Below are 26398 nucleotides of genomic sequence, written 5' to 3'. Positions count from 1 at the left end.
TTTCCCTCCATCAATGAAATAATATGCTTATAATTCCAACTAAGAATATAAGAATTGAAGAATAAGAGACACTAGATAATTAATGGAGGGATTCTCATGAAATTAACGGAGCTTCAGACAAAGGAGAAAAGAGCAGACTTACTAAGGGAAACTGTCAAAGCTTTTACTGATCGGGCAGAGCAGCATGATGCAAATGGAACATTCCCTTACGAAAATTTTCAAGAATTAAAAGCAATTGGATATCCAGCTTTAACACTTCCGGAAAAACATGGCGGATTAGGAATACCGCTTACAGAAATGCTTCAGCTTCAGGAAATCATTGGAAAGGCCGATGGTTCAACCGCACTCTCTATCGGTTGGCATATGGGGATTATGAAGCATCTTGGTGAAAATAATATATGGAGTGAGGATAAGTTTACAGTCGTCGCCCGTGATGTCGTTGTTAATGGAGCCCTGTTAAATAATGCTGCAACAGAGCCTGCAACAGGTAGTCCTACTCGTGGCGGGAAGCCTGAAACCTTTGCAAAAGAAAACGATCAAGGTTGGATAATTAATGGAAGAAAGACATTTACAACACTTGCACCGATTCTCGATTATTTTATCGTAAGTGCATCGATTGATGGAACGGATGAGGTTGGGAATTTTCTCATTAAGCGTGAGTATCCAGGGGTAAGTGTAGATGAAACATGGGATTCAATTGCCATGCGAGGTACAGGAAGCCATGATTTAGTGTTAGAAAATGTGCAAGTGGCAAAGGATGATCTTGTTGAGCGCATCACTCCCGGAAAGAAAAAGGCAGCTGGCTGGCTACTCCATATTCCCGCTTGCTATCTAGGAATCGCCCTTGCCGCACAAGACTATGCGAATCAATTCGCTAGGAGCTATTCTCCTAACAGCATTTCCGGAACTATTTCCGATTTGCCAAATGTGAAGCAAAAGATGGGTGAAATGGAGCTTGCCATTTTAGAGTCGAAGCATTTTCTCTATTCTGTCGCGAGAAAGTGGGATGAAGGCGATGCAAACATAAGGCAAGCGATGGGACCAGAGCTTGGTGCTGTAAAATTATCTGTAGTCAATAAAGCAGTAAATGTGGTGGACTTAGCAATGCGAATCGTTGGTGCAAGAAGTCTATCGAGACAAAATCCATTACAACGATATTACCGAGACGTTCGTGCAGGACTGCATAATCCACCTATGGATGACATGACAATTATTAATTTAGCTGGAAAATAGGAGTATAGTCCGGTATACAAAATCACAAGGAATTTTCACTGGCCTTGTGGTTTTTTCTATCTTCCTTTGTAAAGCCTTATACACGTCTATTAATCATAATAAAGTAACTCCAACAAACCCTATATATTTTCAGTCCTATGATCGCTCCTTCCAAAGCTTCATCGGATTTTCTTGTCCTTCATTTAATGGCATTTGCACCATTGAAAGCGAACGTTCTGCTTTTGTTATTTGTAAATCTTCATATATCATTTTAGGTTCCCCTAATCCTACTTCAGCTGCAGCGTCAACTGATGCACAATAATAAACCTTTTCTATTCCCGCAAAGTACATTGCAGTTAGACACATCGGACAGGGTTCCCCACTTGCATACATAATATAGCCCGATAAATCATCCGTTTGTAACTGTTCTTGCGTATGGCGGATGGCGTTCGTATAAATTCGTCATCACAACCTTCATTCCATCTTTCATCATAGCTAAATCCTGAATTGGAAAGGTTGGTCTTCTATACTTATTATACAAACAAACTAAAATATTTAAATGTGGATGGGGAAATTAGAGGCATGAACCAAATAGTACTTTTCTAATCTCACTCACTATTAAATCAAACGTTTGTTTTAATAGTGGAATTTATTCCCTACCCTTGTAATTCCCAAAATAGAAGATGAACTCAATCCTTATAAATATGTAAGCAATTGCGTAACAAACTCATAGCCAAAATAAATACTAAATCCAATTAATAGGACTGCAGCAATAATTGAAACCCACTTCATAATTGTTTGATTTAAAAATCGCCTCGTATAATGAATCACACTCATCAACCCAATATCATGGATTAGTATTCCAAGAAGAATTCCTATAGCAACAATACCAAAATGAGGTCCATGATTATTACTTAACGACGATACTAATAATGGCCCAAATATGCCAATCCAGAATACAATATTAGCTGGTGAAATCGCAATGAAGAACCCTGAGGTAAACGCCTTTACTAAAGACTTCTTAGGCGCCGTTCCACTGAAATCAACTGGAGTATTCGATTCTTTTAAACTATCAATTCCAAGAATCAATAGAAAAACGAAACCAACAAGCCACATGACTGTCTCCACTATCGGATGCGTTAAAAAATGCGAAAAGCCATAATATATCAACGTAATTAATGTCAAGTCAATCGTCATTCCACCAAGTCCAACGAACCAACCACTGAGGAAACCATTTCGTAGTGCCTGCTTCACCATTTGCACAGTCATTGCACCAGGAGTTAAAGATAAAGCCAGTCCCAATAAAATATATGTAAATAATGCCGTTATCATGTTTTTCTCCATTCTAAATATATTTTTAATTAAATTATTGCATAATTATACATTATACAAAATAATTAATCCCGCCTCAATTAATAACAACAACTAAGTACAAAAAATAGGACTAAACCGTAATTGGATTCAGTCCCACTTGCGATAATATTTACTTAATAGATGCAACCTTTTACCCTTTATAACTTATTTCTCCCGTTTCAAGTAACTCCTTAAGCCCCATGAACATATAATTCCAACCTTGCTCAGTTCCATCATGATGCTCTTTAACTGCCTTTTCAATATCAGCTGCTGTCCAATTTTCTTCATGCGGAACAATGATTTCTTGTGAAAATGTCATTTCACTGCCTTGTGGAAGCTGTTTTAGCTCAACTGTAATCGTATCTTCTAAATCATTAAACTGCGGCATCTTGAATGTAAATACTAATTTTTTCGGAGAGTCAATTTCTAGGTATTCCCCAATCGCACGATAATCTTTTCCATCGCGATGGTCAACGATTTCCCAAGTTCCCCCGACCTGTGGACTATTGTACGCTACTTTATTTGTTCCTTCCAATGTAAAGAACCACTTTCGCATTATTTCAGGATTAATCCAAGCATCAAAAACGTTCTTCGGTGCTACATCGATATTTCTTACCATTGTCAAAGTCGTTTTCGAGTAATTTCCCATTCCATTGCTCCTTAAATTTTTGTGTCTTATTTTTCTCTTGATACTTAATTTAAGTATATCAAAGTAAATTATCCTTTCAAAGCCTGAGCCGATAAGGAACACTTTCTGCAAATCACAAGTAATTTGCTACCTTATGCAAAAGCCTATTACTGTTAAATTATTTCTTCTTCTGTTCTTTGATATGGCATTCTTTACTATAGAGTAATGAAAAAACGCATTTTGATCGAATTTCTATCAAAATGCGTTTCTTACTATTCATCAATACAAAATCATTCTGGTGTACGAATAACTAACACATCACACTTAGCAGAGCGTACGATTGCTTCAGATACGGAGCCAATTAAATAACGTTCAATTGTATTTAATCCGGTAGCACCACAAATAATTAGGTCAGCACTGACAGAGTCAGCAAGCTCATTTGTGATAATCGTTCTTGGAGAACCATATTCGATCACTGCTTTTACGTTGTCAACACCTTCTGCCTCTGCCTGGGCTTTGTAGCCATTTACAAGCTCTTCTGATGAATGTTGCGCATGTTCAACACTAGATCGGCCATAAGCTTCAAACGGCCGAGTGTCAATTACATTTATTATGTTTAATACTGAATTCTCGTTACGTTTTGCAACATCGATTGATTTTCGAAATGCGTATTCTGCCTCTTTTGAACCGTCGACTGCTACTACGATACTCTTATAATGATTTACCATTTATCATTATCCCCTTCTGTTCTATCTGTTTAGATATCTAACAGCTAGATAATCCTAAGATAATCCTATCTGTGTGCAGGTTTTGTAGCCTTCACCGCTGCTGGAGATTTTTCTTTTAGTCCGCCAGCCTTTTTAACAAAGAACGAGCAGATTAATGCAACTGCTGAGATACCAGTAATAAAGTAGAATGCATACTTAACACCTGAAGCTAATATCTCTGCCTGAGATGCGTCTGGCACATTAAGTGCAAAGCTGTTTTGACCAGCTGTAAATAATGTAATCGCGATTGCCGTACCTGCAGCCCCAGCTACTTGATTCAATGTATTCATGGCTGCAGAACCATCTGCATAGAGTTCACGTGGTAATTCATTAAGTGCATTCGTTTGTGATGGCATGGTTACCATTGTTAACCCGAAGAATAAAACCATAAATGCAACGATTATTTGCCACACAGGTGTTGTTGCTGAAATAACGGAAGCAAAAATGACATTCCCAATTAATACAATAATTGATCCAGTGATTACGAAAACACGTGGTCCAAATTTATCAAAAAGTGTCCCAACGATTGGTGACATTATAACGTTAACAGCATTACCAGGAAGCAGCATTAAACCGGCAACCGCAGCACTGAATAACAAAGCTCCTTTTAAATACATTGGCAATAAAATTGCCGTTGATAAAATAACTAAAATACTAAGGAACATCATCAATGTTCCTAACGTGAACATCGGATACTTAAAGACACGTAAATTAACCATTGGCTGATCCATTTTCATTTGACGAATTCCAAACAGTAAAAGTGCGATAACCCCTATAAGTAATGGTACCAACACTTGTGGAGAAGAAATAGCCATTTCAGCCATCGTACTTAAAGCAAAGATTAATCCACCAAAACCAAATGTTGATAAAATAATCGACAATACATCGATTTTTGGTTTTGTGATTTCTGATACATTAGCAATTTGTGCTGCAGCATAAATAGTCAAAAACACATATAATACAGCGCTAATCCAGAAAATATATGACCAGCCCAACGAACTAATAATAACCCCTGAAAGTGTAGGTCCTAATGCTGGTCCTAATGTAATAACAAGCCCCATGATTCCCATTACAACTCCACGTTTATGAATAGGGAATATAATTAATAGCACATTTGTCATAACTGGGATTAATATACCCGTTCCTATCGCTTGCACTAAACGACCAGTCAAAAGAATCGCAAAGCTTGGTGATAATGCCGCTAAAACCGCTCCTAAAAGCGAGATAACAAGACCACCAATAACTAATTGTCTTGTCGTAAACCATTTCATTAGTAGTGCTGAAATTGGTACAAAAATTGCTAATACTAATAAATAACCTGTTGTCAGCCATTGTGCAATACCAGCTGTAACTGAAAATTCCTCCATAACATTTGTTAAAGCCATATTTAATGCTGTTTCACCAAATAATCCAAGAAATGCTCCCAACATTAGGATAAACGCCATCGTCTTTGGATTTTTGACTTGAATTTCTTTATTCATGATAATCTCCTTTTTTAATAATTTTAGCTAGTCTTTTGGAAGGTCTGTGCAATTACAATTAGAGGTTCACTCGTTTTTTTCGTTAGACAAAGCATAATTCCGCCTTCGATTGTTGCTGTTATCATAAGAGCCTTCGCTTTTGCTTTTTCTATCGATACCCCTTCTGCCACCAGCTTACTTTCATAGATTGCTTCAATCTTAGTGTAAAGACTTATACAGGCTTTTCGGACTGCGTCGCTAAGCGATCCCATTTCACTAACAATACTAGTAAATGTGTGACCAGTAATCGTACCTTCCGTTTCATATTTCTTTATAATTTTATCAATCATTGCAACTATGGATTCTTGTGTTGTTGGATAATGTGAAAAAATTGATTCAATATCCAGGGTAATCGTATCACTCAAAGACTCCAGGCAAGCAATGAGCAATTCTTCTTTTCCATTTGGGAAATGGTGATAAAGTGAACCTTTCGACATATTACATTCCCTTAAAATTTCGTTTAGTCCTACACCTATATATCCCTTTTAAAAGCTTCGTCGCGATGTTGATTATCAGCGATTTTGTTTCCATTTCCGTAGTACACCTCCACCATACCAACCGGTCTGTTCTAAATCATATCAAAAAAAAATTCTATAATGCAAGGCTTTTTTACATTAGAATCTTGTTCTTATTCACATTTTAGACACAATTATTTTTATATCTTTAAATGTATACGCTTTCCATCTATCTCTCCTTTTAAACTTAATATTATTTTAACAATTAAGCGATTTTCTTAAGCACATATAGAGCGCTATCCATACGAGGATAACGCTAATTTATATGCTCGATTCACCACTATGCTACTTACCCTCCATCCATACGTTTGGATAAGATGACATCGAAAGAAACTGCAGGAAACTATAAACCCCAATCAGATTTTAAAGTTTCTTTAAGATATTCTAGTTGCTTAGCACCTATCTTATCAGCAATTCTGCTCTCTATATTAGCCTTTAGGGCTTCATTCCTTCTATAGCATTCTTCGCCTAATTCAGTTAGCTGTATCCATTTATCCTTCTTGTTATTTTTTACATTATGAATTTCAACAAGTCCTTTTGCTTCTAAGCTTTTTATCGATTTATGGGTTGCTTGTCTAGAAATATCCACATGCTTGGATACATACGATATGGTGGGCTGCTTTTTATAGGTTCTCGCTATGATAAACCATTCGGAGTTCGATAAATAAATATCCATGCTATCATTCCAACTGTTCTCTGTCATTTTTCTGAGTTGCAGATGGCGCTCACTTAACACATCAATTAAATCCAAGTTTTTTAATTCAAAATCCAAACGATTCACTCCCCTTTATTAGCTCGACACTTACTATATAAAATCATTACCATATTGTCAACCACATTGACAATATGAAAAAATATTATAAAATATTATTGTAAACTTAGTTGACAATAATAAAGTTGGAGGTTTACACAAATGTTTAATGTTGGTGATCAGATCATTTATTCCGTACATGGTTTATGTGAGATCGATGAAATCTGTGAAAAAACGTTTGGTAATAAAACTGGAATTTATTATGTGTTGCATCCACTTGAGGATTCGAGATTAACGATTAATGTACCCATAGATAGTGAACAGGCAGTCATGCTAAAAGTGATGGGTAGAGAGGAAGCAGAAGACATCTTACAGTCTTTTCAACAGCCAGGTATTACATGGATAGAGGATCCAAGACAGCGAAAGAAAGAATATAGTAACCTTATAAACACTGGTGATCGTAAATTGATTGTTAAAGTAGCAAATACATTATTAAAAAAACATCACGATGCTAATGAAAACAAGAAACGATTATACGATCAGGATCGGACCCTTTTAACAAATATCCAAAATATTATGTATGAAGAATTAGCTGTATCATTGGATACTTCTGTTGGGGAAATATCCAAAAGGGTAACTAGCATGGTTATCAAAAATGACTAATTTATATTTCATTATTTAGTTCTCGGAATATCACTTACATAATACATACATTTTAGATAAAGAAGTGGTGATTTATAGTATGTTAAAACTTTATATTAAGCCAGGATGCACATCCTGCAGAAAGGCAAAAAAATGGTTAGAAGCAAATGGGATAGCTTTTGTTGAACGAAATATATTTACGAAGTCATTAACTCTGTCTGAGATTATGGAAATCTTTCGTTTAACGGATAATGGAACAGATGACGTTATTTCCATGCGTTCAAGAGTAGCTAAAAATAAAATTGCAGATATGAATCAATTGTCCCTGAAAGAACTATACAACTTTATCCAGGAAAATCCTAGTATTCTAAAGAGCCCTATCATTCACGATGAAAAACGTCTAATGGTTGGTTATAATGAACATCAGATTCGCCGATTTATACCAAAATCAGTCCGTTTACTATACTTGCATGAAGCACAAAAGATTATTTAATAACAATTTTAACTTCTTTTTCTTAGGGGTAAAAAACAATTATCCCTTTTAGCTTTTTTCTAAAAGATTGTTTCCTTTACCAAGAGATAGACAATAGTGAGTAGTTGATGTACACTGCGAACTATCTTAGGATGCGGAAATCAACTTTGTGCCTACTTAGTTCGCAGTTTATATAAATAGCAACAAATAATAAGTGATAATACAATCTTGCTAATCGTAACAGGTTACGCATTTACCATAAATATCCAGTCGGTGGTGGCTAACTTTAAATTCTGCTATTTGTTCTACAAATACCTCTATTTCCTTTAATAAGGGATACTGAAGATCCGCAATTTTCCCGCAGTTATTACATATAATATGATAATGATCTTTTGTATTACCATCAAATCGGCTAGGTGCGTTGCCGAATGTTAATTCACGAGCTAATCCGTTTTCACACAGGATATTTAAGTTATTATAAATGGTGGCCCGACTGATACTAGGAAATCTCGTATTCATTGCTTTATAGATTTCATCTGCCGATGGATGGAATTCACAGTTTAATAAATATTCTAAAACTGCAACACGTTGGGTTGTAATCCTAACGTTCGAACTTTTCATTTTCGCTATTGCATCTTCTAATTTAGACATTGATTTCCCTCATTTTGTGAAATATTATCAAATAGCTTACTCAGTAAGTAACACTCCAACCTCTGGTTCTTAATCGATTCGCTCTATCTCAGCTAGATTAAACTTATGAGATCCTACTTTTTCTTAAATCCTTTTCAATATCTTCAAGGGATCTCCCTTTTGTTTCTGGAACAAAAAAAGAAACGAAGATAAAAGACATAGCTGCAATAGTAGCAAATATTGTAAACATCCATGCTATTCCTATAGAATCTAACAACATAGGAAATACCAAAGTGACAATTAAATTAGCAGCGCTCATACCCATTATAGCAATCCCCATTCCTGCTCCTCTTGCTTTTAGCGGAAAGAGCTCTGGTATAATTACCCATGTGACTGCTCCCCAGGAAACTGCAAAACTCATAACATATATGCCAAGGAAAATTACCGTTAACCAAACTGTAGAAGCATTTAATCCAGAGGTAAACAATATAAGTGAAAGGACAATTAAACTAGCACTCATTGCTACAGAACCTATTTTCAACAATTTTTTCCTTCCTAATTTATCAACTGTCATAATTGCTGCGACGGTCATTAAAACGTTAACTAACCCAATCCCCATCGTTCCCAAAGTAGAAGCTGTATTCTCCATACCAGCTTCAGTGAAAATAGTAGGTGCATAATAAATAACCGCATTTATGCCAACTATTTGCTGAAAAACTCCTATTAAAATACCAATAATTAACGTTGACCGCATCCACTTCGATTTTAAAATTGTAATTACACTTTCATTATTTTCACGGTCTATTTGTTTAACAGCTTTTACTTCATTATCGATTTCGTTAGGTTTGCGTAATAATCCCAAAACCTCTCTAGCCTTTATTTCTTGATTCTGCCTTAATAACCATCGTGGACTTTCAGGCATAAATATTATACCACCTAACATGAGTACTCCTGGAATGGTTGAAACTGCTAACATCCAACGCCATGCTTCAAAAGGAGCAAGTAAATGATTCGAGAGATAAGATATTAATATACCAGTTGTTAACATCAGTTGATATAATGCCGTCACTTTCCCCCTCATCGGGGTTGGAGCTAGCTCAGCTAAATAAACAGGTATTATCGCCATAGAGCCACCAACACCAAGCCCATTAATAATTCTTGCAATAATTAACGTCAAAGCATCTGGCGCTACCGCTGATCCTATTGAACCGATAATAAAAAGAATAGAGATAATCGCAATCGTTTTACGTCTGCCAATTCGGTCAGATAGCCATCCCGATCCTGCTGAACCGATAATTGCACCTAATAGCAAACTGCTTACAACCACTCCTTCCATCAAACTTGTCAGAGGAATATCGTTTTCAATAAATAATAAAACCCCAGAAATAACTCCCTGATCAACACCATATAAAAGACCGCCTAAAGCTCCGAAAAGTAAAATCCACCTTCTAGATTTCAATCCACTTTCTCTCCTTCTTCTATCTTCTTCAATAAATTATTCGCCCGTATCCTCATTTATGAATACTAGAACATCTCCTGGGACGACTCTGTCACCAATTTTTACAGTAAACCTATCAATTGTTCCTCTAAGCTCAACTAAGATTTCCTTTAATCTTCCATTCTCCGCTTTAATTGAGAGTAGCGGTTGACATTCACTTATGTTTTCACCTGATTGAACATGAATTTCTTCAATGGTTCCATTTATAGGAGTGGTTACTATTTCCTTACCGTCCCAGCATGGTGTTATCACTTCATGAACGATCATTTAATGCCTCCTTTCTAATGTACAGCTTTAATAAAATGAAATCACACTGAAAATATTATTTTTCCAGTATAAGGTTGAAGAAGTGAATAGATTTATAGAAGAAGGGCCACCTGACTGCTTACATCGGTGGCACTATTTTAAGCAACGCTATTCGTCAATACCAAATAACAGAAGCCTTTTCAGTATTAATCATTCCATTTGTTCAAACCTAGTAATTTTTCCCCTAGTTCTGAGAGTGTTGCTCTTTGATATTTCTTTTGCTCCCACTTTCTTGGATCTCCTGGGAATGCATCCCCTCTTGGAGGTAAGCGGTCATTCCAGGAATTAATTCTTTCTTGTCGTAATGACTCATCATCTTCCTGTGCGGGAAACATTGCAATATATTGTGCCATCCTCGGTTGATCTGAGACATTGGGACGAATTCCGTGTGGTTGCATCGCATTGAATATTAGCAAGTCTCCTGCTTCTTGAATAATCTTTTTAGGTTCGTACCCCGTTATATCTGGATGATGCGGATCACGATCTTTTGGTTGTGTTTTCACCCATTCTGGAAAATCACGATATAATTCAGGAATACACTGAAATCCTCCCATCTCTTCAGTTGTATTCACTAAAGATAGGACCCCTTGTACATTTTGTGGTAACGGATCTAAGCTTGTATCTACATCCCAGTGGATGAATCCCCCTGTTGCCTTTTTATCCTTTTTGGGCATATTTAAGTTACACCGATCAATGCTTACCCAAAGATTCTCCGTTCCCCAGATATCAACAAAAGCATCATAAACTCGTCGCTCCGTACGGTTATCCCATAAAAATTGGTGGTTATAAAGTTCAACCATCCCTGTTCCCTGTAACTCTTTCATTTTCATTTCTGTTTGCGATTCAGAGTACCAAGTAGAAGGATTATTTGGATCCTTTTCTTCGAATTCCCACATTAATGCTTTCAATCTTTCGATATTTTCTTTTGGAATTGCATTTTTAATAATCACATATCCGTTTTCTTTCCAAAATGTCCAATCAGCTTCACTAAGTACACGGAGTGGCTCGTTATTCTCACGTGTGTTCAATTTCAATTCTTTCGTTAAAATATTGTTTATTTCAGCCATGTGAATCCCTCCATAAAGTTTTTTTAACCTTCGACATTTGAATGCGCTATCAATTATTAGAAACACAATCCTCCTTCTTTTCATATTTATCCGTTAACCAATAAGCTAACGTTATAATTAAACCTTAAATTATGGAACGCGTTTCATGTCAAGGGTTATTTTTGAATATTTTAAAAAAGTTAGAGTATTTTTATAATACTCTAACCATTTGCAGATCATGTAGAATCCCATTTTCCCCACCGACTTTGTAATATACTTTTTGGTATATTACATTTCTCCTTTTAATACAAATGTATTGTCCTTTACTTAAACGGTTTTTCTTTCGATTAACTTTACAGGTACTTCCTTATTCGATATTTCACTATTTATTGTCTGAAGAAAAAGGTTCCTTCCCATTTCCATCAGAGGAATTTCTATCGTTGTTATATCCATCATTTTTGCTATTGGCTGATTATCAAAACCAATAATTGCGATATCATCCGGTATCGATATTTGTTGTTTTTGACAGCTTACTACAATGCCTGCTGCCACTTGATCACTTGTTACAAGCAAAGCCGATGGTGCTATATTCATAAGTTTTACTTGATTGATGACTTTTTCTCCATCCTCGAAATATAAACACTTGTCAATAATGTATTCCGAGTTGTATGATAAACTATATTTCTCATGAAAATCTTTATAAGCTAACCCTCTATTATAACTGTTAGCCCCTGTACTTCTGCCGATACAATAGCCGATTTTTCTATGACCTCTCTGATATAAATACTCTAATGCATTTGAAAAGATTTTATAATGACTAACAAACGTGGAGGATACGTTTATTTCCTTCACATCTTCGCTTAATACAATTGGACCAAATTGTAGATACTCTTCAATTATTTGCAGATCGCACGTTCTTGAACAGATAATCAATCCATCAATTTGTTTTTTTTGTAACATTTCTAGTGCTTCTATTTCTTTATTTTGCATGTAATCAGTTTGAAATAGAACCAAATGATAGTTGTTTTCCAATGCTTGCTTCGCTATTCCTTTCAATAGTAAAGAAAAATACGGATGATCAGAGAACGGGAGAACGACCCCAATAAGCTTCGTTTTCCCCTTACTTAAATGGACGGCATTGATATTCTTTTGATAATTGGTTGATTTCACAGCATCTAATACAGCTTCCCTTTTTTCCTTACTTACATAAGGATGATTATTCAGCACTCGTGAAACGGTTGTAACCGATACCCTAGCCATTTTTGCCAAATCTTTAATATTTGTCATTTGCTCCTCCACATAGCCCCTAAGGAAATTAACATTTAGGGATAAGTTTCGTTCGCTTTCATTATCCATAAGCCTAGTGTAATCTATGAAACGCATTTCATGTCAATTTGAAAGCCTATCTTCAGGTTCCTTTCTAATTTTCAATTTTTCCTTGATCTGGAATTGGTTTCATAATTAGCCTAGGGATATAGAGGAATCTTGCTCCTTCTATTTCAATAAAAGTTGATCTATTATCGGTGTAATGGTTCGTCCGGCGTGACGATAAATTTCAACTTTTATCTTGTTATTGGTTTTATATTGTTGGGTTTCATTAATAGTCGAAAATTACTACCAAAAGAAAAGCCGATTTTCCTAAGTTAGGAAGATCGGCTTTTCCCTGTAATATCTTATAAATATATTGTTACGGAAAGAGAGCACATCTTAGTAAGGTATTAGATGTGCTTTCTTCTTTTTGTAATAGATTTTTATAATTATACCAAGTAATCTTAAAATTACATTACCCCTTATTATATAACTAATTTCCCATGGTGAGGGAAGAATTATCTCGAATCAATCAGCCTGCATTCCACCATCCACATTATACAATGATCCTGTTACAAAGGAAGCATTATCCGATGCTAGGAAAAGGACAACCTGGGCCACTTCTTTCGGCGCTCCAAAACGTCCTACAGGAATTCCCTGTTTAATTGCCTCACCTGACGCTTCCGGTTCACCAGGTGTAATGTTGTTCTGGATATCAGCAAGCATTTGCGTATCTATTGCAGCCGGAGCGACGGCATTCACACGGATTCCGCTTCCTGCAGCTTCCAGTGCCGCTGTCTTTGTTAATCCCGCTACCGCATGCTTCGACGCTATGTAACCAGCCATTCCCGCTGAACCAATATAGGCAGCGTTAGATGCAGTATTAATAATACTTCCATACCCTTGGGATTCCATTTGTTTAATAACATGCTTCAATCCTAGGAATACACCAGTTACATTAATGCTTAGGATTGTCTCGAATGTTTCCTTCTCCAAATCCTTAATCGATGCAAATGGTCCATTAATTCCTGCATTATTGAAGAACACATCTATTTTCCCGTATGTATCCACCGTTTGTTTGACATAGTTTTGTACATCTTGTTCATCGGTTACATTGGCCTTTACAACTAATATGTCATCTCCATTGCCATTTAAAGATGTTTTTGCATTGCTTAATGCTTCCTCGTTAATATCAACCAATACTACTTTCGCCCCATTGTCTAAAAATAGCTGTGCAGTCTCTTGCCCGATTCCACCAGCACCGCCTGTTATTAATACTACTTTCCCTTCCATCTTTACCCCTCCTCTATAATTTTTGATATGTTCAGTCATTTACCATTATGATGTAAGCGTTATCCCTTTTACAAATGATATGATTTTAGTAGATATAAACTTATCATTTACTCTTACCATTTACTGTATGCCAAGCTTGCTGATATAGTTAAAAGCAATGGATATGTAAAAGTTAACATAATAGTAGGGATTCAATTATTTACACTCATAAGTAATGGAGGAAATACAATGGCGGTTACATATTATTAGGCATCGCCATAATTGCAGAAGTGTTCGGTAGTTAAATGTTGAAATTAACAGAAGGATTCAAGAAGCTATTCCCCTCAGTCGAAGTGATTATTGGATATGCCGTTGCTTTTTATATGCTCTCATTAGCGCTGCAAACACTGCCTCTTGGACTAGCCTACGCGATTTGGTCTGGTGTGGGCACAGCAGTTACAGCTGTACTTGGTGTTTTACTGTTTGATGATCCGCTCAATATTGGGATGGTATTCGGATTACCTCTCATCATTGGTCGTGTTGTGTTACTCAATACTTCGTCTAAAACTAAAGTGGAGAGTTAAAACAGGAAGAAACCGCTCAGATTATATTCTGAGCGGATTTGCTAGTTGGCAAAACGATTAATCGGAATATCTGTTGCCATGACCATATTCTGATTCTGCGGCTGCCGCGTCGGCTTTAGTTTTGTGTACCGTCCCAAACGGATGATGCGGTGGTGCGTAAATCGAATACAGTTTCAGTGGTATATTTCCTGTGTTCGTAACATTATGCCAGGTATTGGCAGGTACCATAATCGCAGAGTCATCCCTTACTCTTCTTACAAAATTTAAATTATTCTTACTTTTACCCATATTAACAATACCTTGACCCTGCTCCACTCTTAAAAATTGATCAACATCATGATGAATCTCCAATCCAATATCGTCCCCTACGTTAATACTCATCAATGTAACTTGTAGATGTGGTCCAGTCCATAGTGCGGTACGGTAGGTATTATTTTGCTTCGAAGCTTCATTGATATTAACAACAAAGGGTTCTGGTCCATAATCCTTTAACAAAATTCGCTCATCAACAGGGTAAGGATAGGGCATTTCATATCCTCCTATCTGGCTCATCCCCTGAGGTAAAGCTTCATAATCAAACTGCCTCCCATTGTTATACATCGGCAAGTTCCCATAATAAGGATATGGATAAATATAAGGATTGTAGTACATTTTTCTCAAACCCTTCTCTTATTTATACATTTATCGTATGCCGTTTGTTAAAGGAATGTACCTTAGCCCAAGTTTGGACAGAAAAGGATTAGATTAAATGTGATATCCCTACCATTACTCTTTTATTAGAAAAATAAGGTTTAGCCAAGCTCTTTAGTGACAGCCTAGTTGCACCTATGCAATCAAAAAGTTTTTAACCTTTCCTTTCTGCTAAAAGTGGCGATTAGTCATCCCTTCTTCTTCACTCTATATCTAAGCACAGTTTTAAGCTTTGCTGCCTCTACTTTTCTAAAATCAGAAAGATATATTTCCCGATGTGTTAAAGAAGTTCTTTCAAGTTGATTATCTTCCAGGAATTTATTCATTTTCGCAAAGGATTGTGGTTCATCATCATATGAACCAAGATGGAGCATTTGTACAGATAATCCATCTTCAATGGTACCGAATGTTACCTCATCTAATAGTGGATTTGGCTTATTTTTCCGTACAGTCTCAGATGCCCTCTCTACTACTTCCTCCGTCACAAAGTCTGGCTGTCTAATCATAATCATATACAATAGCTCATCTTTATTCAGCGTATCTAACTTCTTGCCTTCTTCTGTTAAATCCCAAATTCCTTCCAAGGGATAGACGGTATACTCGAAATATCCTTCTGGGGTAAATCCCTTTTTGGGCATCATCCGAACTGCGTATGCCAATGAGTAAAGAACCCCAATATTCTCCGAAAATTGTGCTTCATTCGGATTTCCTTGCCCCTTTATCATAAAAAATTTATGCTCTGGAATTGAGACCAATGCAGTTTTTTGTTTCGGTATATATAACTCTTTCTCTTTCTTTCTCCATTCATGTTTCATTTGTCCCATCCTTCATCATGATCATGGTCCTCCATTAAAAAGCGGTAATAAAACCATCGAACCAATAGGAGAACCGCAGCTACGAATCAGTAGATACCAAAACCTAAAACAAAGCTAGTCAAAGCCCCTATTGATGAAATCGTTCTTACATGGTTCCACATCGTCCACTTATATCCTAACAATATCTCTTGCAATCTGTCTTTTATGGTAAGTAAAAACTATCTATGTGCTTTTATCATTTGAGAGCATGAATTTAGCTTTCTCTACTACCTGATTTTGTCTATCCACGATGCCTCATACCTAACCCTTTCAAAAAATTCCTGGCAAAACGGTCACCGCATTTTCGATAATTACTATGCCCTTCTTTCCTCAGCAGCGCACTCAGCTCTCCTTTACTAATAACAACTCCTGCTTCTTTCAGAATATCAATCATGTCTTCACTTGTTAATGTCAATGCAATTTTCAATTTCTTTAGCAGTACATTATTGACACTATCATTATTCTTTATCATCATTGGCTGGCTTTCGGTATTTCCTGGCTTCGGTTCCTGTTTTCCCCTTTTATAGATAATCAGACCATTCAAAAACGATTCCAGCATGAAATTATCACAAGGTATATTGTCATGGTTCATATCATCCACAGATCCAAATTCATCATCGTAACTGTCTTTTGTTTTAGTAAGGATGTTTTTCACTTCTTCGGCTGTTACTTCAATACCTCCTAGTTGAAAAATCTTTACCATCTCTGTATCTTTTATATCAAGAGCATATCGTAATCGAATTAAAATATCATTATTATTCATATCCATTTTTTTACCTCCTAATTATTAGCTATTAGCACAACAGTCTAATTTTGCCTTTTTACTATTAATCCAAACATGTAATATTAATCTGATGTATTAATTATACTTTTTATCTCACTATTACTCTATCCGTCAGCTCCGAAAATCCAAGGAAAGGATTTGCTGCTATTGGCCAATCAGATTCTCACAGTACTCCGCGGAGGCTGGATTTTACTGCGTTCTATCGCAGTTATCTTCTCAAGTGTTGCTACAATTATTTCTAGTCTGCTCCCTTTATTTCTAAATAATGCTATGCCTCTGGGGAACATGCTTATGCTATTTGCTTTCCTTACAATTGCAGCATTCATAATTCACGGCGTATTGACACACGCTTTAAATGATTATACAGACTTTCATTCAGGTACGGATGAATTTAGTCCCGCTATTTTGTCAGGTGGAAGCAGGGTTGTGCAAAATGGAATAATGTCCTTAGATAACCTTCGCCAATTGGGAAAAGGGCTAACCATTTCTCTGCTGATTATTGCTGGGCTGCTCGCATTATTTGCTCAATACGAACTGGCCATTCTATTGTTGATAGGAATTTGGTCTGCGGCTTCTTATTCCCTACCCCCGTTGCGATTAAGTTACCGTCCCTTCTTAGGGGAGTGGCTCAGTTTATTTCCAGCTATTCTATTCCTTGGATTTGCCGGTCCGTGGATTGTTTTAGGTTCCATTCCTTTATGGACTTTACAAAATGCTGTCATTAATGCCCTCTTTTGTATGGCATGGGTAATGGTCCATCATATTCCTGATTTAGAGGCAGATAAACGGGCTGTACCGATGAAACGAACTAGCGTGGTATGGTTCGCTGATAGATTTGGGCTTTTTTATGCACGATTCCCGGCTTTAATTTATCTTTTTGCAGCCTTATTTTGCGGGCTATGGCTGGGATTCGATCGTTTCTGGGCTGCTGCATGTTTAGTTCTAACTATTGCTATTGCCTTATTCTTTGTTATGAAAGTAGATGTCATGAATTACCAGCAAGTCACCGTTTGTGAAAAAATATTACTGTCCCTCGCTATGATTACGGCGATAAGCTTGGGAATTTTTGTATAATATATAAAAGCAAAATGCTAAAATTCCGTCTGCAATCAAATCCATACAAATTGGATAAAAGGTGTTTCAATAACCTTAATCTAAGTACAGGAAATTTAAGATTCCCTGCACTTAGATTTTTTTATTTACAATTTCAATAAACATTAATGTTTATTGAAATCCCCCTATTTATAAGAACTAATATCATCGAATGGGGACAAATATGCCTTTCATAATTAAAGTACAAATATATTGACAATATGAAGCTAAAGCATTAATATTATCTCGAATTAATTTATATTAAATTAAAGATAAATTAATTAAATGTAAATTAGATTATTTTATTTGGAAAAGGATGTGATGGAACCCTGATTTGGTAATTTAAAACATATTTCCGGAATGAGCAAATCAAAAAAAAGATATTGATAAGTGTTTAATTATAGACTAAAAAGCAATCTTTTAGTGCAATTAATAGAACCAAATGGGCTTCAAATAAACAATAATTTTATTGGAAGGATGAAAACAAAATGATGAGAAGAGATTTATCTATGGATCTTATTAGAGTAACAGAAAGTGCTGCCTTAGCTTCTGGAAAATGGATGGGAAGAGGAAAGAAGGAAGAAGCTGATGAAGCTGCGACACAAGCTATGAGGGACGTATTTAATTCCATCCAAATGAAAGGTACTGTAGTTATTGGAGAAGGTGAAATGGACGAGGCTCCGATGTTATACATTGGTGAACAATTAGGGACAGGAGAAGGACCTGAAATAGATATTGCAGTAGATCCATTAGAAGGAACAAATATTGTTGCTGCAGGGACATCGGATGCTCTTACAACGATAGCAATTGCAGAAAACGGAAATTTATTACATGCGCCTGATATGTATATGGAAAAGATTGCAGTAGGTCATGAAGCTGCCGGAAAAATTGATATTAACGCACCTGTCATTGACAATCTATCAGCAGTTGCAAAGGCAAAAAATAAAGATATATCAGACCTAGTTGTAGCTGTTTTAGATAGAGAAAGACATGGGAAATTAATTCGAGAGATACGCGATTCTGGAGCAAGGGTTAAACTCATCCAGGACGGTGACGTTGCAGTTGCAATAAGTACTGCATTTGAAGATTCAGGGGTCGATATCATGCTTGGATCAGGGGGAGCTCCAGAAGGTGTTTTGGCTGCAACTGCAATTAAAAGCTTAAACGGAGAATTTCAAGGAAAGCTTCTTCCCTATACAAAAGAAGAGAGAAAACGACTACAGCAAATGGGTATTGACGATGTTAATAAAGTCTTATTGATGGAAGATATCGTAAAAGGTGATGATGTATATTTCGTCGCAACAGGTGTGACAAATGGCGATCTATTAAGAGGGGTCCAATATAATCAAAATATTAGTACAACACATTCTATTGTTATAAGCTCCAAAACAGGGACCGTTCGTTTTATTGAAGGACGACATCAAACCAATGGCAATAAATAACCTTCAATTAATTTCTTAAGATGGCTGGTTTTCTTTATTGGTAGGCCTACTTAATAAAAATATCTTACTAAAAAAATATTGAAAATTAGGGGAAAAAAAGTACATTTTATCTCTAATTAGTAATAATTAAATTCACTCTACTTTATTTAAATTCATATGAATTAAGTTTAAACAGGAGGAAGAGATTGTAAAATTACAATTGAAATGGGGAGAAAAAATGAATTACAATACCAGTCAAAAAATCATGGGTGATGAAACAATAAATAAAGTTAGAAAGTTTGGTGTAAGAGATAAACTTGGTTATATGTTTGGAGATCTTGGAAATGACTTTTTCTTTATTTTAGTAAGTTCTTTCTTAATGGTTTACTATACAGATATTTATGGAATTAGTGCAGCTTTTGTTGGAATCCTCTTTACAGTTGCCCGTTTATGGGATGCTGTTGCTGATGTAACTTGGGGGCGTTTTATCGATACCAGGAAACCTAGCAAACATGGTAAATTTAGACCATGGATTTTCAGAATGTCGTTTCCACTTGTTATTTCAGGTGTATTAATGTTCGTCCATATTCCTGGAATGTCGAATGGATTTTATTTAGCATATGCTTTTGTTACCTATATTCTATGGGGAACTTTATATAGTACAGTCAATATTCCTTATGGTTCAATGGCTTCTGTGATTACAAATGATCCCGTTGAACGTACTTCTTTATCTACATTTAGAACGATGGGAGCGATGTTGGCTAGCTTAATTATTAATGCGGTTGGACCATTGATCATATTTGTAGACAATAAGGCAGATGCTGATGGTTTTTTCCTGGCGGCAATAATCTTTGGGTTACTTTCAATATCAAGTTACATGGCGAGTTATAAACTATCAACTGAGCGTGTAGTGATGCCTGAGAATAATGAAATAAGCCACAATTTAGGGAATACAATAAAAGCTCTATTAAAAAACAAACCATTAATTGCCATCCTTGGTGCATCTCTAATTTTTATGATGAGTACGATGCTTATCGGTGCAGTTAACGTTTACTTATTTAAAGACTACTTTAATAATACAGCAGCATTAAGCATTATAGGGATTGTCCAAACAGTAACTGTATTTATTGCTATTCCATTAGTGAAACCATTAGTTGCTAAATTTGGAAAAAAGGAAACAACAAGTGTCGGGATGTTAATTGCAGCAGTTTTCTATATTCTATTATTCTTTTTACCAAACTTATCGACTTCTCAATTTATTGCCGTTTCAGCTATTGGAATGTTCGGATATGCATTCTTTAATACAATGATATGGGCCTTCGTGACAGACGTAATCGATTATCATGAATTTTTAATTGGAATACGTGAAGATGGAACTGTTTATTCCTTCTATTCTTTAGCACGTAAAGTTGGTCAGGCACTTGCTGGTGGTATTGGTGGTATTACAATTACAGCCATTGGTTATGATGCAAATCGTGAGGTGCAAACACAAAATGCACTTGATGGACTGTATGCACTAGCTACAATTGTACCTGGAGCCATCTATTTATTGATCTTTTTAATATTAGTATTTCTTTATCCGTTGAATAATCAACGTATGAAACAACTTACAATTGATTTAGCTGAAAAAAGAAAGAACAAGAATTAAATCAATCTTAGCAAATAGAAAAAAGTATTGACAAGTAATAGGAAGTAAACTAAAATTATACTTAATTGATATATTATTAATTAAACATAAATTAATAATTAAATTTTTTTAATTTATTATCTCGAATTAGTAATATATTAATTAGTAATTAAATGGACTAATGGAGGAATTTAACATGTTAAAAATAGGTATCGTTTTAGGTAGTATTCGTCAAGGTCGTAATGCAGAAGCTGTAACAAATTGGACATATGATTTTGCAACAAAACGTAATGATGATGTAGAATACGAAATTGTGGACTTGGCTGATTACAAATTGCCATTCCTTGGTCAAGCACTTCCAGAAGCACAACAAGCAGAAGCAGAAACAGCTATCAAAGCTTGGTCTGATAAAATGGCTTCATTCGACGGTTACATTTTTGTAGCACCAGAATATAACCATGCTGTAGGTGGAGCGCTTAAAAATGCATTAGATTTCTTGAAACCAGAAGTAGCTAACAAAGCAGCTGGATTCGTTGGTTATGGCAGCTTGGGCGGTACTCGTGCACACGAAAACCTTCGCCTTATCCTTGGTGAACTGCAAGTTGCTGATGTACAAACAGCTCTTACATTCTCACTTATGACTGACTTCGTTAATATGAGCGAGTTCAAACCAGCTGATTACCATGCAGCTAATGCTAACGGTATGCTTGATCAAGTTATCTCGTGGAGCCGTGCATTAAAAACAGTAAGAGGATAATCATTTAACAGACTTCCACGTTCAATTCGTGGAAGTGTTTTGTTTAATAAGGATAGAGGTGAATATCAATGGTAACCCTTTATATAACACCAAGCTGTACATCCTGCAGAAAGGCTAGAGCATGGTTTCAGAAAAATGAAATACCGTATAAAGAACGTAATATGTTTTCTGATGACATAACGATAGATGAGATAAAAAAAATATTACGCTTGACTGAAAATGGAACGGAAGAAATCATTTCAATAAGGTCAAAGGTATTTCAAGAATTAGCTGGTGATATCGACCAGTTGCCTATGAAAGAGTTATATTCGATGATTCAAGAAAACCCAAAGATTTTGAAGCGACCAATCATTGTTGATGGAAAAAGATTGCAAGTAGGTTATAACGAAGAAGAGATTCGCAGCTTTTTACCTCGATCCATTCGGACACTTCATTTACATGAAGCTCAAAGAATGATTGATGAAGCCGCATTGGGTTAAATCAAATGAATGCTCCTGTGAGTTTATACATAGGAGCATTCATTACTAACTATCAGAGTTTATGGATACTGGAGTCAAAATCCTTATATATTAACTGTTAAGAACTTTCGCAGCGATTTCTACCGTACGTTTTGCTTGATGTTTTACTGCTGCTTGTACATCCCCTACAATTTTTCCATCTTGCCCTTGTGTTGCACTTGTTCCATATGGATTTCCTCCAGCACCAAAAAGTACTTGATCGGTGTAACCTGGTGGTACAATAATCGCACCCCAGTGCATCATAGATGTATAAAGAGACAGAATAGTTGCTTCTTGACCACCATGCGGGTTTTGTGCAGATGTCATGGCACTGACCACTTTATTTACTGTTTTTCCAGTAGCCCATATACCGCCTTGCAAATCAAGGAATTGCTTCATTTGTGAAGCTACATTACCAAAACGTGTTGGTGTGCTAAAGATAATTGCGTCTGCCCATTCTATATCAGCAGATGATGCCTCTGGAACATCTTTTGTTGCATCATAATGCGCTTTCCAACCCTCGTTTTTTGCAATTGCAGATTCTGGGGCGAGCTCTGGAACTTTAAGTAATTTAACTTCAGCTCCAGCCTCTGAACCAGCTTCTTCAGCCCATTGTGCCATTTGATAATTCGTTCCTGTAGAGCTATAGTAAATGATTGCTAATTTAACGTTCGCCATTCGTTATGTTTCCTCCCTAAGTGGTAGTCACATTTTAGTTTAAATGTGTAGACAAATATAATATCTGTAAAATTCCCTTTTTTATTCAAAAGTTATAAAAGTATTAAAGCAATAATACTGGAGAAATGATAGAAATTCACCTACATAAATAATAGCCCAATAAAAATTGTAGTGAAATTGATAATTTTTATTGGGCTGTGATCCCCCACTTAATAAAGTTTTATTTTATAGTTTTATAGTGCTGGTTGATATTTTGACAAGTTTTGAGAATGGCTGTTGCTAGTTTTTCTTCATTACCATAAAAACGAGTAGAAGGTAGTGGTATTGAAACTGCGCTTAGATTTCCCAAACTATCATAAACAACTGCTCCTACTGCACAGATTCCATGAATGTGCTCTTCTCGAGCAAAGGCCACCCCTTCTTTACGAATCACTTCTAATTCCTTTAACAATTCATCACGATGCGTAATTGTTTTGTCATTAAACCGTGTTAATTGCTCAGGTAGCAGCTTCTCAACTTCATTTAATGGTAAAGATGCTAGTATAGCTTTTCCATTTGCCGTGCAATGCAATGGAAAAGCTGCACCGGGTTGAGATGTCGCTTGTAATGGATGTGCAGCAATTATTTGATCCACAAATAGCACCTTTCCATTATCTAAAACAGAGAGGTCGACTGTTTCATTTACTTGATTAGATAGTTGTATTAAATGCGGTCTAATTTCTTCCCTTAAATCACTATGGACAGCTGCAGCAAGCATCGCAATCTCAGGACCAAGACGGATACCTCCGTTAGCTGAAGCTTGTGCGACAAAATTTTCCTGTTCTAAAGTATTAACAATTCTTTGAACTGTCGATCGTGCTAAGCCCACTTCTTTCGCAATCTGCGATAGGCTTAATCCTTTTGGGTGGTTTCTAAGCGTTCTTAGAATTTTGGCAGCACGAGAAATTACTTGAACATTAGATGTTTTATTTGAATTTTTTTTATCGTTGCTCAAAAGTATGTACTCCTTCAATTTATATATATATCCATTCAATTATATCTGAAATTACCAAATTAAAACATATGGAGCTTTTTTCAGTTTGTTCCTATTATTATTCTAATTGGGCTAGTTCATCTGGGTAAGGGTCACGCTCGATTCGGTGTTGAGCTTGCTCTATTTCGGCCTGCTCTCGCTCGATTCAGCGCAGTCATGTCCCTATTTTACTTTAAATAACTTATTATTTTTTAGGGAAAATACTATTTAATTGACAGCCGGTATATATATTATTATACTTTATTTAACCACAAAACGATACACATGTATCACATAGTGGTCAAATAATAAGAATTCAAGTGTTAATCATAATATACAACCAAATATCTCCATTACAACAATCATAAAAATATATTTATGGGGTTTTTGCTAAGAATATCAAACGCCATTCAGAAAATTAAAGTTTAACCAAGCCGTTCGGTGACTGCCTTAGTTGCACTTATGTTGCAAGAGATTTTTATACTTTCTTAACTACCAAGAGGATTATCGAGATGTTCAATTGGTTTTATATCTCATTTTTAAATACACAACTAAATTTAGGGGAGGAGTATATATGAATTTGATTAAAGTCGGTGTCATCGGTATAGGAAATATGGGGAGTTCACATGTTCAAATACTAGACAAAGGGCAAATTGAAGGTGCAATTTTGACCGCAATTTGTAGTAGTAATGAAAATCGCATCGACTGGGTGAAAAATCATACATCAGGAGATGTACAAATTTTCCGAGACGAAGAGACCTTTTTAACAGAATCGGGAATAGATGCTGTGGTTATTGCAACTCCCCATTACAGTCATCCAGAAATAGCGATCAATGCCTTTACCAAAGGGATACATGTTCTTATTGAAAAACCAGCAGGAGTTTATACAAAAAATGTGTTGGAAATGAATGAAGCAGCGAAAGCAAGTGAAAAAGTGTTCGGCATCATGTATAACCAAAGGGCAAATCCTCTTTACCAAATATTGCGGGAACTTATTCATTCAGGGAAACTAGGAGATATTAAACGCACAAACTGGATTGTTACTGATACTTATCGTTCACAAAGTTATTATGATTCAAGTAAATGGAGAGCTACATGGAAAGGCGAGGGTGGCGGTGTTTTATTAAATCAAGCACTTCACCAATTAGATATTTGGCAGTGGGCGACAGGGCTTATGCCAAAACGAGTTAATGCAGTGAGTAGTTTTGGGAAGTATCATGATATTGAAGTTGAAGATGAAGTAACAGCATATGTGGAATATGAAAATGGCGCGACAGGTGTATTTATTACCTCAACAGGAGAAGTACCAGGTACGAACCGTCTCGAAGTAGTTGGAGATCTTGGGAAAATAATTGTTGAAAATGAAGAACTTACTTTTTACCGATTAACGCAATCAGAGCGTGAGTTTAATAGGCTGTACAAAGATGGTTTCGGTAGGCCTGAATACAAAAAAATAGATATCCCCGTAAAAAGTGAAAATGCGAATCATGTTAATATTATTCAAAACTGGATTGATTCGATTATTACAGGTTCACCTCTACTTGCACCGGGGGAAGAGGGAGTAAAAGCGTTAGAAATTTCAAATGCTATTTACTTATCATCTTGGTTAAATCAAACAGTAGAATTGCCTGTCGATCCAGATCAATATTATGAAAAATTACAAGAAAAAATCAGCACTTCTACATTTGAGAAAAAGCATGTAACGAACAATACATTAGATGTCAAAGGGACACATTAAAATATCAGTTTGTTAGAGTAGAACTGAGGATTTTTTTCAACTATTCAATTGTTTAATAACACTCCTACAAGGGAAAAATCACGTTTAAAGTGTTAATTATAGCTCGAAGATACTAAATGAGATAGGTGGAACAGAAAATGATCAAAGGGATTAATCACAAAGGATTTCATGTAGTAGATATGGAACGCTCATTAGATTTTTATTGCAATAAGCTTGGTTTTAAGAAGGCGTTTGAATTGAATCAACCAAGTGGTGAACCTTGGATTGTGTATGTGAAAGTGGCTGACGGGTGCTTCATTGAATTATTTTACGGAGGCACCGAGGGTGTTAAAAACAGAGCGGAACATATCTGCTTCGAGGTAGATGATATCCAAGAAACAGCGGAACTATTGAAGAAGAGAGGAGTCCCTTTAGAAGTAGAAATTTCTAAAGGAATGGCTTTGAACTACCAATTCTGGGTATTAGATCCCGATGGAAACTGGATCGAGTTTATGGAGATGAATCCTGAATCTCCTCATATGAGAAGTTAAGAAAGGAAAGTACTTACCACCACCAATTATGATGGTGTTATCTATTTAATTTTAAAAGATAGATACAGTTTTGCTGCGCGTTTCTTTGTAACTTCTTCTTTCTTCAGTAATTGGAGAGCATGCAGCCAGACTACTGCATGAAATGATAGTCAATAATAATGGAACAAGAAAGAAATATTCATAAGGCCTGAGCTTTTAACTAGAGGATAGTCGC

General features: G+C 36.0%; 28 protein-coding genes and 1 pseudogene. 11 read left to right on the top strand and 18 right to left on the bottom strand.

The window, feature by feature from the left end; translation table 11 throughout:
* Nucleotides 1-96: 96 nt before the first annotated feature.
* Nucleotides 97-1233, top strand: coding sequence for an acyl-CoA dehydrogenase family protein (locus tag CUC15_RS01695; RefSeq protein ID WP_114915065.1), 1137 nt, complete (start codon nucleotides 97-99; stop codon nucleotides 1231-1233).
* Nucleotides 1234-1368: 135 nt separating this feature from the next.
* Here the strand turns inward: CUC15_RS01695 and CUC15_RS01690 are convergent, their stop codons facing one another.
* The 7 genes from CUC15_RS01690 to CUC15_RS01660 all read right to left on the bottom strand — a co-directional run bounded on the left by CUC15_RS01690 (nucleotide 1369) and on the right by CUC15_RS01660 (nucleotide 6767).
* Nucleotides 1369-1578, bottom strand: coding sequence for a tRNA-specific adenosine deaminase (locus CUC15_RS01690; protein WP_242986027.1), 210 nt, complete (start codon nucleotides 1576-1578; stop codon nucleotides 1369-1371).
* 330 nt (nucleotides 1579-1908) lie between these two features.
* Entirely contained in the window at nucleotides 1909-2544 is a 636-nt protein-coding gene (locus CUC15_RS01685; protein WP_114915063.1) for a LysE family translocator, read from the bottom strand.
* Between the two features lie 172 nt (nucleotides 2545-2716).
* Nucleotides 2717-3214: an SRPBCC family protein gene (locus CUC15_RS01680; RefSeq protein WP_114915062.1), complete on the bottom strand. Its 498-nt coding sequence runs from the start codon at nucleotides 3212-3214 to the stop codon at nucleotides 2717-2719.
* A 269-nt stretch (nucleotides 3215-3483) separates the two neighbouring features.
* Entirely contained in the window at nucleotides 3484-3921 is a 438-nt protein-coding gene (locus CUC15_RS01675; RefSeq protein ID WP_114915061.1) for a universal stress protein, read from the bottom strand.
* A gap of 65 nt (nucleotides 3922-3986) precedes the next feature.
* A complete protein-coding gene (locus tag CUC15_RS01670) occupies nucleotides 3987-5441 on the bottom strand; it encodes a DHA2 family efflux MFS transporter permease subunit (RefSeq protein WP_114915060.1) in 1455 nt (484 codons plus the stop codon).
* Between the two features lie 23 nt (nucleotides 5442-5464).
* Complete coding sequence (locus tag CUC15_RS01665; RefSeq protein ID WP_242985924.1) at nucleotides 5465-5917, bottom strand: TetR/AcrR family transcriptional regulator; 453 nt, start codon at nucleotides 5915-5917, stop codon at nucleotides 5465-5467.
* 421 nt (nucleotides 5918-6338) lie between these two features.
* A complete protein-coding gene (locus CUC15_RS01660) occupies nucleotides 6339-6767 on the bottom strand; it encodes a MarR family winged helix-turn-helix transcriptional regulator (RefSeq protein ID WP_114915059.1) in 429 nt (142 codons plus the stop codon).
* Nucleotides 6768-6908: 141 nt separating this feature from the next.
* On the opposite strand from CUC15_RS01660, the gene CUC15_RS01655 reads away from it, so the two are divergent.
* Nucleotides 6909-7409, top strand: a complete 501-nt coding sequence (locus tag CUC15_RS01655; protein WP_114915058.1) for a CarD family transcriptional regulator — start codon at nucleotides 6909-6911, stop codon at nucleotides 7407-7409.
* Between the two features lie 79 nt (nucleotides 7410-7488).
* On the top strand, nucleotides 7489-7881 hold the full coding sequence (gene spx / locus CUC15_RS01650) for a transcriptional regulator Spx (protein ID WP_114915057.1): 393 nt from the start codon (nucleotides 7489-7491) through the stop codon (nucleotides 7879-7881).
* Between the two features lie 210 nt (nucleotides 7882-8091).
* Here spx and CUC15_RS01645 read toward each other — a convergent pair whose 3' ends face one another.
* From CUC15_RS01645 to CUC15_RS01620, 6 genes are all read right to left on the bottom strand, one after another.
* A complete protein-coding gene (locus tag CUC15_RS01645) occupies nucleotides 8092-8511 on the bottom strand; it encodes a Fur family transcriptional regulator (protein ID WP_114915056.1) in 420 nt (139 codons plus the stop codon).
* A gap of 103 nt (nucleotides 8512-8614) precedes the next feature.
* Nucleotides 8615-9949 (bottom strand): sugar porter family MFS transporter, encoded by a 1335-nt coding sequence (locus tag CUC15_RS01640; protein WP_114915055.1) that lies wholly within the window; start codon nucleotides 9947-9949, stop codon nucleotides 8615-8617.
* Between the two features lie 36 nt (nucleotides 9950-9985).
* Nucleotides 9986-10255: a biotin/lipoyl attachment domain-containing protein gene (locus tag CUC15_RS01635; protein ID WP_114915054.1), complete on the bottom strand. Its 270-nt coding sequence runs from the start codon at nucleotides 10253-10255 to the stop codon at nucleotides 9986-9988.
* 185 nt (nucleotides 10256-10440) lie between these two features.
* Complete coding sequence (locus CUC15_RS01630) at nucleotides 10441-11361, bottom strand: phytanoyl-CoA dioxygenase family protein (RefSeq protein ID WP_114915053.1); 921 nt, start codon at nucleotides 11359-11361, stop codon at nucleotides 10441-10443.
* A gap of 306 nt (nucleotides 11362-11667) precedes the next feature.
* Nucleotides 11668-12627, bottom strand: coding sequence for a LacI family DNA-binding transcriptional regulator (locus CUC15_RS01625; RefSeq protein ID WP_114915052.1), 960 nt, complete (start codon nucleotides 12625-12627; stop codon nucleotides 11668-11670).
* A gap of 549 nt (nucleotides 12628-13176) precedes the next feature.
* Nucleotides 13177-13941, bottom strand: coding sequence for an SDR family NAD(P)-dependent oxidoreductase (locus CUC15_RS01620; protein WP_114915051.1), 765 nt, complete (start codon nucleotides 13939-13941; stop codon nucleotides 13177-13179).
* Nucleotides 13942-14225: 284 nt separating this feature from the next.
* On the opposite strand from CUC15_RS01620, the gene CUC15_RS01615 reads away from it, so the two are divergent.
* On the top strand, nucleotides 14226-14504 hold the full coding sequence (locus CUC15_RS01615) for a DMT family transporter (protein ID WP_114915050.1): 279 nt from the start codon (nucleotides 14226-14228) through the stop codon (nucleotides 14502-14504).
* 57 nt (nucleotides 14505-14561) lie between these two features.
* Here CUC15_RS01615 and CUC15_RS01610 read toward each other — a convergent pair.
* The 3 genes and pseudogenes from CUC15_RS01610 to CUC15_RS01600 all read right to left on the bottom strand — a co-directional run.
* Nucleotides 14562-15005: pseudogene (locus CUC15_RS01610) on the bottom strand (cupin domain-containing protein); the annotation flags it as partial.
* A gap of 377 nt (nucleotides 15006-15382) precedes the next feature.
* Entirely contained in the window at nucleotides 15383-16009 is a 627-nt protein-coding gene (locus CUC15_RS01605) for a GyrI-like domain-containing protein (protein WP_114918352.1), read from the bottom strand.
* A gap of 280 nt (nucleotides 16010-16289) precedes the next feature.
* The gene (locus tag CUC15_RS01600; protein WP_114915048.1) at nucleotides 16290-16817 is read right to left on the bottom strand and encodes a YehS family protein; all 528 of its coding nucleotides are present in this window, start codon (nucleotides 16815-16817) and stop codon (nucleotides 16290-16292) included.
* 162 nt (nucleotides 16818-16979) lie between these two features.
* Here CUC15_RS01600 and CUC15_RS01595 point away from each other — a divergent pair, with 162 nt between their 5' ends.
* The 5 genes from CUC15_RS01595 (at nucleotide 16980) to spxA (ending at nucleotide 22208) form a co-directional block, all read left to right on the top strand.
* Nucleotides 16980-17906, top strand: a complete 927-nt coding sequence (locus CUC15_RS01595; RefSeq protein WP_114915047.1) for a prenyltransferase — start codon at nucleotides 16980-16982, stop codon at nucleotides 17904-17906.
* A gap of 509 nt (nucleotides 17907-18415) precedes the next feature.
* Nucleotides 18416-19366 carry a class II fructose-bisphosphatase gene (gene glpX, locus CUC15_RS01590; RefSeq protein ID WP_114918351.1) on the top strand — a complete coding sequence of 317 codons (951 nt, stop codon included), beginning with the start codon at nucleotides 18416-18418 and terminating at the stop codon, nucleotides 19364-19366.
* Nucleotides 19367-19583: 217 nt separating this feature from the next.
* The gene (locus CUC15_RS01585) at nucleotides 19584-20993 is read left to right on the top strand and encodes an MFS transporter (RefSeq protein WP_114915046.1); all 1410 of its coding nucleotides are present in this window, start codon (nucleotides 19584-19586) and stop codon (nucleotides 20991-20993) included.
* A gap of 175 nt (nucleotides 20994-21168) precedes the next feature.
* Nucleotides 21169-21729 (top strand): NADPH-dependent FMN reductase, encoded by a 561-nt coding sequence (locus tag CUC15_RS01580; protein WP_114915045.1) that lies wholly within the window; start codon nucleotides 21169-21171, stop codon nucleotides 21727-21729.
* Between the two features lie 68 nt (nucleotides 21730-21797).
* The gene (gene spxA, locus CUC15_RS01575) at nucleotides 21798-22208 is read left to right on the top strand and encodes a transcriptional regulator SpxA (protein ID WP_114915044.1); all 411 of its coding nucleotides are present in this window, start codon (nucleotides 21798-21800) and stop codon (nucleotides 22206-22208) included.
* Nucleotides 22209-22298: 90 nt separating this feature from the next.
* On the opposite strand, the gene wrbA is transcribed toward spxA, so the two are convergent.
* Both wrbA and CUC15_RS01565 read right to left on the bottom strand, forming a co-directional pair.
* On the bottom strand, nucleotides 22299-22904 hold the full coding sequence (gene wrbA, locus CUC15_RS01570) for an NAD(P)H:quinone oxidoreductase (protein WP_114915043.1): 606 nt from the start codon (nucleotides 22902-22904) through the stop codon (nucleotides 22299-22301).
* Nucleotides 22905-23124: 220 nt separating this feature from the next.
* Nucleotides 23125-23898, bottom strand: coding sequence for an IclR family transcriptional regulator (locus tag CUC15_RS01565; RefSeq protein WP_114915042.1), 774 nt, complete (start codon nucleotides 23896-23898; stop codon nucleotides 23125-23127).
* 592 nt (nucleotides 23899-24490) lie between these two features.
* On the opposite strand from CUC15_RS01565, the gene CUC15_RS01560 reads away from it, so the two are divergent.
* Both CUC15_RS01560 and CUC15_RS01555 read left to right on the top strand, forming a co-directional pair.
* The gene (locus CUC15_RS01560) at nucleotides 24491-25654 is read left to right on the top strand and encodes a Gfo/Idh/MocA family protein (protein ID WP_114915041.1); all 1164 of its coding nucleotides are present in this window, start codon (nucleotides 24491-24493) and stop codon (nucleotides 25652-25654) included.
* Between the two features lie 137 nt (nucleotides 25655-25791).
* Nucleotides 25792-26184, top strand: coding sequence for a VOC family protein (locus tag CUC15_RS01555; protein ID WP_114915040.1), 393 nt, complete (start codon nucleotides 25792-25794; stop codon nucleotides 26182-26184).
* Nucleotides 26185-26398: the final 214 nt, after the last annotated feature.

Source organism: Oceanobacillus zhaokaii (assembly GCF_003352005.1).
Taxonomy (GTDB): Bacteria; Bacillota; Bacilli; order Bacillales; family Amphibacillaceae; genus Oceanobacillus; species Oceanobacillus zhaokaii.
This window is presented reverse-complemented; position numbering and strand designations above follow the sequence as displayed.